Source organism: Aeromonas lacus, assembly GCF_000764665.1.
Lineage (GTDB): Bacteria > Pseudomonadota > Gammaproteobacteria > Enterobacterales > Aeromonadaceae > Aeromonas > Aeromonas lacus.
The window spans coordinates 127763-136655 of record NZ_JRGM01000129.1; the positions used below are offsets into that span (position 1 = coordinate 127763).

9 protein-coding genes and 1 pseudogene are annotated in these 8893 nt (G+C 56.2%); all 10 read left to right on the top strand.

Annotated features, from left to right (window positions below):
* Positions 1 to 127 precede the first annotated feature (127 nt).
* Entirely contained in the window at positions 128 to 1102 is a 975-nt protein-coding gene (ribF, locus tag LG31_RS0108700) for a bifunctional riboflavin kinase/FAD synthetase (protein ID WP_033114075.1), read from the top strand.
* Positions 1102 to 3963 carry an isoleucine--tRNA ligase gene (gene ileS / locus LG31_RS0108705; protein ID WP_033114076.1) on the top strand — a complete coding sequence of 954 codons (2862 nt, stop codon included), beginning with the start codon at positions 1102 to 1104 and terminating at the stop codon, positions 3961 to 3963. The genes ribF and ileS overlap by 1 nt, the downstream gene beginning before the upstream one ends.
* Complete coding sequence (gene lspA, locus LG31_RS0108710) at positions 3963 to 4460, top strand: signal peptidase II (RefSeq protein ID WP_033114077.1); 498 nt, start codon at positions 3963 to 3965, stop codon at positions 4458 to 4460. The genes ileS and lspA overlap by 1 nt, the downstream gene beginning before the upstream one ends.
* Positions 4457 to 4909 (top strand): FKBP-type peptidyl-prolyl cis-trans isomerase, encoded by a 453-nt coding sequence (gene fkpB / locus LG31_RS0108715; RefSeq protein ID WP_033114078.1) that lies wholly within the window; start codon positions 4457 to 4459, stop codon positions 4907 to 4909. The genes lspA and fkpB overlap by 4 nt, the downstream gene beginning before the upstream one ends.
* Positions 4909 to 5844: a 4-hydroxy-3-methylbut-2-enyl diphosphate reductase gene (gene ispH / locus LG31_RS0108720; RefSeq protein ID WP_033114079.1), complete on the top strand. Its 936-nt coding sequence runs from the start codon at positions 4909 to 4911 to the stop codon at positions 5842 to 5844. The genes fkpB and ispH overlap by 1 nt, the downstream gene beginning before the upstream one ends.
* 110 nt (positions 5845 to 5954) lie before the next feature.
* Positions 5955 to 6362, top strand: a complete 408-nt coding sequence (gene tppA / locus LG31_RS0108725) for a type IVa pilus pseudopilin TppA (protein ID WP_033114080.1) — start codon at positions 5955 to 5957, stop codon at positions 6360 to 6362.
* A gap of 3 nt (positions 6363 to 6365) precedes the next feature.
* Entirely contained in the window at positions 6366 to 6935 is a 570-nt protein-coding gene (pilV, locus tag LG31_RS0108730) for a type IV pilus modification protein PilV (protein ID WP_033114081.1), read from the top strand.
* On the top strand, positions 6932 to 7930 hold the full coding sequence (locus LG31_RS20460) for a PilW family protein (RefSeq protein ID WP_084059583.1): 999 nt from the start codon (positions 6932 to 6934) through the stop codon (positions 7928 to 7930). Before pilV ends, LG31_RS20460 begins: the two co-directional genes overlap by 4 nt.
* Positions 7931 to 7950: 20 nt before the next feature.
* On the top strand, positions 7951 to 8349 hold the full coding sequence (locus LG31_RS0108735) for a pilus assembly PilX family protein (RefSeq protein ID WP_274518916.1): 399 nt from the start codon (positions 7951 to 7953) through the stop codon (positions 8347 to 8349).
* A gap of 11 nt (positions 8350 to 8360) precedes the next feature.
* Positions 8361 to 8893, top strand: a pseudogene (locus tag LG31_RS20945) (hypothetical protein); the annotation flags it as partial.

The following is an 8893-nucleotide window of genomic DNA, read 5'->3' on the forward strand; positions in this document are numbered from 1 at the left end:
TTGAAGGCGCCAAGTGAGTTGGTATTTCGGCCCCGAGAGCTGAAATCGGGGCCGCAACAGGGCTGACCCTGATGGCCGCCTGATATATAATCCGGCGATTTCGACAGCAGCAACGCACAAGGCAGCGATGGAGCTTATTCGCGGTATTCACAATCTCAAGCCCCGTCACCGGGGATGTGTATTGACCATTGGCAACTTTGATGGGGTTCATCAGGGTCACCATGCGGTACTGGCACGTCTCAGGGAGAAAGCGGCCCAGCTGGGATTGCCCGCCTGCGTCATGCTGTTCGAGCCTCAGCCGCTGGAGCTGTTTGCCGGTAGCGAGGCGCCGGCGCGCCTGAGCCGCTTGCGCGAGAAGTATGAAGCGCTCAAGGGGTTGCAGATCGACCGCATGCTCTGCGTACGCTTCAGCCACCGCTTTGCCAGTCAGGCGGCTGCCACCTTCATCGAGCAACTGCTGGTCGAGAAGCTTGGCGTTCGCTATCTGGTGGTCGGCGACGATTTTCGCTTCGGCAAGGGGCGGGAAGGGGACTTCCACCTGCTGGAGGCGGCAGGCCAGCGCTTCGGTTTCGAGGTGATCAGTACCCAGAGCTTCCAGCTATCCCGTCAGCGGGTCAGCAGCACGCTGGTACGTGAGGCGCTCAAAGCGGGCCGGATGGCGGAGGTTGAGCTGATGCTCGGCCGTCCTTATGCCATCAGCGGCCGGGTGGCCCACGGCGACAAGCTGGGGCGCACCATAGGTTTTCCCACCGCCAATCTGGCCCTCAAGCGTCAGGTAATCCCGGTCGGTGGCGTGTTTGCGGTGGAAGTGATATGTTCCGGCAAGACCTTCCCCGGTGTAGCCAATGTGGGTGTACGGCCGACCTTGAGCGGTACACAAGCCAGATTGGAAGTACATCTGTTTGATTTTTCTGGTGACCTTTACGGTCAACAGGTCAAGGTGCTGCTTCGCCACAAGCTGCGCGAAGAGCAGAAATTTGACTCTTTCTCTGCCTTGAAAGAGCAGATCGAACGAGATGCCCTGGCGGCCCGAGCCTGGTTCGGGCTGCCGCAATTTCATTTACCCAGCACTCTTTTAGAAAAGAAGGGAACCCAGGACTGATGAGCGACTATAAACACACCCTGAATCTTCCGGAAACCGAGTTTCCGATGCGTGGCGATCTGGCCAAGCGCGAACCCAACATGCTGAAACGTTGGTACGATCAGGATCTCTACGGCGCTATTCGCCGCGCCAAAGCGGGCAAGCCTTCTTTCATTCTGCACGATGGCCCCCCCTATGCGAACGGCAACATTCACATCGGTCACTCGGTCAACAAGATCCTCAAAGACATCATCATCAAGTCCAAGGGCCTCTCTGGCTTCGATTCCCCCTATGTGCCGGGTTGGGATTGCCACGGTCTGCCTATCGAACTGAAAGTGGAAGGCATGGTTGGCAAGCCGGGCGAGAAGGTCTCCGCTGCCGAATTCCGCGCCGAGTGCCGCAAATATGCCAAGACCCAGATCGAAGCGCAAAAGACCGACTTCATCCGTCTGGGCGTGCTGGGTGACTGGGAACACCCCTACCTGACCATGGATTTTGGCACCGAAGCCAACATCATCCGCTCCATGGCCAAGATCGTTGAAAACGGCCACCTGCACAAAGGCTCCAAGCCGGTGCACTGGTGTACCGATTGTGGCTCCGCGCTGGCTGAAGCCGAAGTGGAGTACTACGACAAGAACTCCCCCTCCATCGACGTGCGCTTCAAGGCTGTCGACGAAGCGGCCGTTGCCGCCAAGTTTGATTGCGCCGAAGGTCATACCGGCAAGGGCACGCTCTCTGCCGTGATCTGGACCACTACCCCGTGGACTCTGCCGGCCAACCGCGCCATCGCCATGCACGCCGATCTGGACTACGCACTGGTTCAGGTTGAAGGGGAGAACCCCGAGCGTCTGATCCTGGCCGCAGAGCTGGTCAAGGACGTGATGGATCGCGCCGGCATCGAGCACTACCACAACCTGGGCTACGCCAAGGGTGCGGCACTTGAGCTGCTGCGCTTCAACCACCCCTTCTACAGCTTCGACGTGCCGGTGGTGCTGGGTGATCACGTTACTCTGGATGCTGGTACCGGTGCCGTTCACACCGCTCCTGGCCACGGTCAGGAGGACTTCGTGGTCGGTCAGAAGTACGGTCTGGAAGTGGCCAACCCGGTTGGCAGCAACGGCGTCTATCTGCCGGATACCGAACTGTTTGCCGGCCAGCACGTATTCAAGGCCAACGCAGCGGTTGTTGAAGTGTTGACCGAGCGCGGCGCCCTGCTGCACCACAAGGTGTTCAACCACTCCTATCCGCATTGCTGGCGTCACAAGACCCCGATCATCTTCCGTGCCACCCCGCAGTGGTTCATCAGCATGGAGCAGAAGGGTCTGCGCAAGCGTGCTCTTGAAGAGATCGAGCGCATTGAGAAAGAGGGCATTGCCCAGCACGGCCAGAGCGGCTGGGTGCCGGCCTGGGGGAAAAACCGCATTCAGGCGATGGTCGAGAACCGTCCTGACTGGTGTATCTCCCGTCAGCGTACCTGGGGCGTGCCTATCTCCCTGTTCGTTCATAAGGAGACTCAGGCCCTGCATCCGGAATCTGTCCGTCTGATGGAAGAGGTGGCCAAGCGGGTCGAGCAGTCCGGCATCCAGGCTTGGTGGGATCTGGACAAGGCCGAGCTGCTGGGCGCCGATGCCGACAACTACGAGAAGGTGCCTGACACCCTCGACGTCTGGTTTGACTCCGGTTCTACCCATGCCTCCGTGGTTGATGCCCGTCCCGAGTTCAACGGCAAGCCGGCCGACATGTATCTGGAAGGTTCTGACCAGCATCGTGGTTGGTTCATGTCCTCCCTGATGATCGGCGTGGCGATGAAAGACAAGGCTCCCTACAACCAGGTGCTGACTCACGGCTTCACCGTGGATGGTCAGGGTCGCAAGATGTCCAAGTCCATCGGCAACGTGGTGAGCCCGCAAGACGTAATGAACAAGCTGGGTGCCGATATCCTGCGTCTGTGGGTAGCGAGCACTGACTACACCGGCGAGATGACCGTCTCCGACGAGATCCTCAAGCGCTCTGCCGATGCTTACCGTCGTATTCGCAACACTGCCCGCTTCCTGCTGGCTAACCTGAACGGCTTCAATCCGGCGACCGACATGGTGGCGCCTGCCGACATGGTCGTAGTGGATCGCTGGGCCGTGGGTCGTGCCAAAGCGGTACAGGCCGAGATCGTGGCTGCGTTCGACGAGTACAACTTCCACGGCGTGACCCAGAAGCTGATGCAGTTCTGCTCCATCGAGATGGGCTCCTTCTATCTGGATGTCATCAAGGACCGCCAGTACACCGCCAAGGCTGATAGCCTGGCCCGTCGCTCCTGCCAGACCGCCCTCTATCACATCGCCGAGGCCATGGTGCGCTGGATGGCGCCAATCATGAGCTTCACCGCCGACGAGATCTGGGCTTTGCTGCCGGGCGAGCGCGGCGAGTTCGTCTTCACCGAGGAGTGGTACGACGGTCTGTTCGGGCTGGAAGCGGGCGAAGTGCTGAACGACGAGTTCTGGGCCGAGATCCTCACCGTGCGCGGTGAAGTGAACAAGGCGCTGGAAGTGGCTCGTGGCGAGAAGCGCATCGGTGGCTCCCTGCAGGCCGAGCTGACTCTGTTCGCCAAGCCGGAGCTGGCCGCTCGTCTGAACGCGTTGGCCGATGAGCTGCGCTTCGTGCTGCTCACCTCCAAGGCCAAGGTAGTCAGCGTCGATGCCGCCCCGGCAGACGCCGTGGCGACCGAGCGCGATGACCTGTGGCTGAGTGTGGCCCAGTCTGCCGCCGCCAAGTGCGACCGCTGCTGGCACCATGTAGAGGACGTGGGCACCATCGCGGGCCACGAAGAGATCTGTGGCCGCTGCGTCACCAACGTCGAGGGTGACGGCGAAACGCGTCAATTTGCCTGATGAACATGACTCAACATAAAAGCGGCCTGCGTTGGCTGTGGCTGGCGGTGCTGGCCTTTGTTCTGGACCAGGCGAGTAAGCTCGCCGTGGTCAAGTTGCTGCCATTTGGTTACCCGGGGGTGGAGATCACCCCCTTCTTCAACCTGGTCCATGTCTACAACAAGGGCGCAGCTTTCAGCTTCCTGGCTGATCAGGGGGGCTGGCAGCGCTGGTTCTTTGCCCTGCTGGCATTTGCCATCTGTGGATTGCTGATCCACTGGTTGCGCAAGCAGTCGGTGACCCAGTACTGGAGCGGTATTGCCTACTCCTTCATCATCGGTGGCGCCCTCGGCAACGTCTTTGATCGACTGGTACTGGGTCATGTGGTCGATTTCCTCGATTTCTACTGGGGTACCGCTCACTGGCCTGCGTTCAACTTGGCTGACAGCTTCATTTTCATCGGGGCCGCCATGATCGTGCTGGATGGTTTCCGTGGCGAGAAAAAGGAGCAGGCATGAGCCAGCAGATCACCGCTGACAGCAGCGTGCTGTTTCACTTCACCATCAAGCTGGAAGATGACTCGGTGGCCGACAGCACTGCGCTGCACGGCAAACCGGCCCGTCTGCGGATGGGCGATGGCAGTCTGACGCCAAGCTTCGAGCAGTGCCTGCTGGGCCTCTGCGAAGGGGAGAGCAAGAGCTTTACGCTGGCGCCGGAGGAGGCCTTTGGCCTCTCCAACCCCGACAACATCTACCATCTCGACCGCGCCAAGTTTGGCGCCGATGTGGAGCCCAAGGTTGGCACCATCATCCTGTTCGACCAGCCCAACGGCAGTGAGCTGCCGGGGATCATCCGGGCGGTGGAAGGGATGTCGGTCACGGTCGATTTCAACCACCCCCTGGCCGGTCATACCGTCACCTTCGAGGTGGAGATCCTGGGGGTTGATGACGAGGAGAAGGTTCACTGATGGATATTCTGCTGGCTAACCCCCGTGGCTTTTGCGCCGGTGTCGACCGTGCCATCAGCATCGTCGAAAGTGCGCTGGAGAAGTTCGGTGCTCCCATCTATGTCCGTCACGAAGTGGTACACAACCGTTACGTGGTGAACAAGCTCAAGGAGGCGGGCGCCGTCTTCGTCGAAGAGCTGGACGAGGTGCCGGATGACAGCATCGTTATCTTCTCCGCCCACGGTGTCTCCAAGGCGGTGCGCGAGATGGCCAAGTCTCGCGCGCTCAAAGTGTTCGATGCAACCTGTCCGCTGGTGACCAAGGTTCACATGGAAGTCCATCGCGCCAGCCGCAAGGGCTCCGAAGCCGTGCTTATCGGTCATGCCGGCCACCCCGAGGTGATCGGCACCATGGGGCAGTACGAGAATCGCGAGGGCGGCATGTATCTGGTGGAGACGCCGGAAGATGTGGCCAAACTCAAGGTGAAGAACCCGGACGACCTCTGCTTCGTCACCCAGACCACCCTGAGCGTTGACGAGACCTCGGATGTCATCGATGCGCTGCGCAAGCACTTCCCCAATATTCAGGGGCCGCGCAAGGATGACATCTGCTACGCCACCCAGAACCGTCAGGATGCGGTGCGGGAGATGGCGGGGCTGGTGGACGCCATGCTGGTGGTGGGGTCGCGAAACTCCTCCAACTCCAACCGTCTGCGCGAGCTGGCCGAGAAGGTGGGCGCCAAGGCCTATCTTATCGACGATGCCTCCATGATCGATGCCGACTGGCTGGCAGGGGTCAGGGCTATCGGCGTGACTGCCGGAGCCTCCGCCCCCGAGGTGCTGGTGCAATCCGTCATTACTCGCCTGCGCGAGCTGGGCGGCAAGGTGGTTGCCGAGCACCCCGGTCGCGAAGAGAACGTGGTGTTTGAAGTGCCGCCGGAACTTAGAATCATTTGAGTGACGTCAGCAAGGCTTAAGAATAAAGTGCAATGATATTGACGCCGGGTTTGTTCTAGTGACAGGCTCGGCGTTAAACTTATGAAGCAGTCTGTCACCAAGGATGGGATATGATTGGATACTTTCGTGGCTTTTCTCTTATTGAGTTGATGGTTGTTGTCGCCATTGTGGCGATCCTTGGCACCATCGCTTATCCCGCTTATCAGCAATATTTGCTGACCAGTCATCGTGTCGATGCAAAAAAGATGCTGCTTGATGCCGCCAACCGGCAAGAGAGCTATTTTATGGACTTCAATCAGTACGCCTCTTCGGCGTCGGCACTCAATATCTCTGACAATTCAGATTCCGGTTTTTACCATCTGGTTATTTCTGCTGCCGCTAATACCTATACCCTGACTGCGACTGCCTCTGGTGCACAGGGCTCTGACCGAGACTGCATTATTTTCTCTATCGACCAAAATGGCACCAAGAGCGCAAAAAATATCAGCAATGCAACCAACAATAATTGCTGGAACTAGGTCATGAAACGCACAGGTTTTGATAGTGTGCCCTCCGGTTTCAGCCTGCTTGAAGTGATGATTGCTGCTGTTGTGCTCTCTTTTGGTCTGCTGGGACTGGTCGCCATGCAGGCGCAATCCAAATTTGCAGGATATGAGGCGAGACAACGCACCATAGCCAGCTGGCTGGCAAACGACATGGTGGAGCGGATCAAGGTCAATCGAGCTATCTGGGAGGCGCAAGCCAGTAATACCTGGATTGTCAGTTCGAGTTCATCATCGCTACCATCCTGTGCCAATGCTGATGGCACCATGAGCAACTGCAGTGATGCAAATATGCTGGCGCTCGATCTCTACTACTGGCGTCAGTCCCTGATAGGTAGTGCCGCATCGGGCGCCGGCTCCACGCTCAACAATCCTGTCGGTTGCATCATCAAGGGGGCGAGCGACTCGCTGACCGTGGCCGTTTTTTGGGCAGGGCGCAAGGCCTCCCATGATGGTTCAAGTGCTATCGCATCTGCCACAACCAATGCCTGCGGCATATCCGGGGTCGACTTGACGAGGCGTCAATACGTATTGACGACCACTTTATGAATAGTCGTGGTTTTACCTTGGTGGAATGGCTGATTGCTATGGTGATCGGTGTTTTTCTACTAGGTGGTGTGCTGAGTGTGTTTGTTGCTTCTCGAACGACTTCTGAAGATGCGTTTGACCAGAGCGAGTTGCAGGAAAACGGGCGATTAGCTATGCGTCTGATAGCCCAGGATCTCAAGTGGGCCGGTTTCTGGGGCGATTATACCGGTATGCCGATGCAGCTGAACTCAGGGGTAACGATAACTTCTGGTGCTGTTATTGCCTCCAGCAAAGATTGTCTGGATGAGCGTGGTGAAGGAAGTTTCCCATCAGCATCCGCACCAGTACGTGGTGTATGGGCGACACATATTGATGCCAACAAGCTGACCACAGGCAATGCATTCAGCTGTATTACATCGGCCAACAGGGTGGCTAATTCAGACATCATCAGTATCAAGCGGTTGATAGGTTTCCCCCTGGCAGACAGTGCACTCTCTGCAAATAGGTTCTATATGGCAACGACGCCTCAGTCTGCTGTTATATTTCGCGGTAATGAAGCCCCTCCTGATAATACTGCTATGCCAAATAGACAGTTATGGGAGTATCAGCATTACATCTACCATATTGTGGATAACAGTGGAGTCCCTGAATTGCATAAGCGCATGCTGACTGCCAACGATGGATCATGGGATATATCTGGTGCACTGGCACAAGGTATAGAAAAAATAACTCTACTATATGGTGTAGATACCAGCCCCGTTCAGGATGGTCGAATCGACAAATATATATCAATCAGTTCTGTTGCCAGTAATGAATGGAATGAAGGGCGTGTCATTTCTGCCCGTCTGTTTATTCTTGTTCGCTCTCTGCAAGCTTCATCAAAATATGTAAATAACAATACATATCAGGTTGGTAATATTCAAGTCGCCGGTAGCGGTGATGGTTTTCGGCGATTGCTTCTGGAGACATCCATTGCGTTGCGTAATCCTGCTGCCATTGCTGGAGGTGGCAAATGAGACGAGCCAGAGGAGTTGCGTTGATCGTAGCTTTGGTCATCCTGGTACCGCTGACCCTGATTGCGGTCGTGATGATGCAGTCCAGTGGTGTGGATCTCAAAATGGCCGGTGCTGCAGCCAGTTTGCAGCAAGCTGAGCATCGGATTGAAGGGATGATAGAGAGCGCATTATTGCAAGCTGGTCTGTCGAGCAAGATTGCGACTATAGGGGCCAGTTCTGCAATCTCGGTGAATGGAAATACGGTCAATATGGAACGGCGTGGTGAAAGTGTCTGTAAGCGAAAAGTGGATGCCAGTAGCCAGAATGTTATCCCTTCTTGTCGTTATGTTGAGCTGCAGGCTACAGCAACATATGGCAAGAACAGTCGTGCAATGAATTGGACTACTGGGGTAGAGCAACCCCTGTTAAAGGCGGAATAGGAGCATAGGATATGCGCGAACATGGACGAGCCTTGCTGCTTTGCACCTTAATGGCCGCCATGCCGGTCTTGGCAAGCAGCAGTTATTCTGATGACACCGAGCTGTTTATTTATGATTTTTCAAAAGCTGGTGATTTCAGACCAAAAATTCTGGTTATCTTTGATAATTCAGGGAGTATGAGCTCTACCATGGATGTGGTTAGAGAAGCTTACGATCCAAATACGATATATCCAGCACTCAGTAATGACCCAGATACCGGGAATAGTAAAAAGTATGTCTACTTTTCTACCGATGGTACAGTTCCAATTATCACCAACACCCAGCGATTTCAAGACAGTATAAATGCCTGTGCATCTTCCAAAACACCATTGTCGAATATCGGTTACTTTCAGTCTCAAGTCTGGAGCTATACCTACTCTAGTTATTCTGGAGGGAAGCCGCGGCAGGGGACATGGGGTTCTGTTTCTGGTCGAACCGAATCGAACATTGTATTGGTTGATTGTAAGCAAGATATAACTTCCAGCAACAACAGTAACCCCTACTC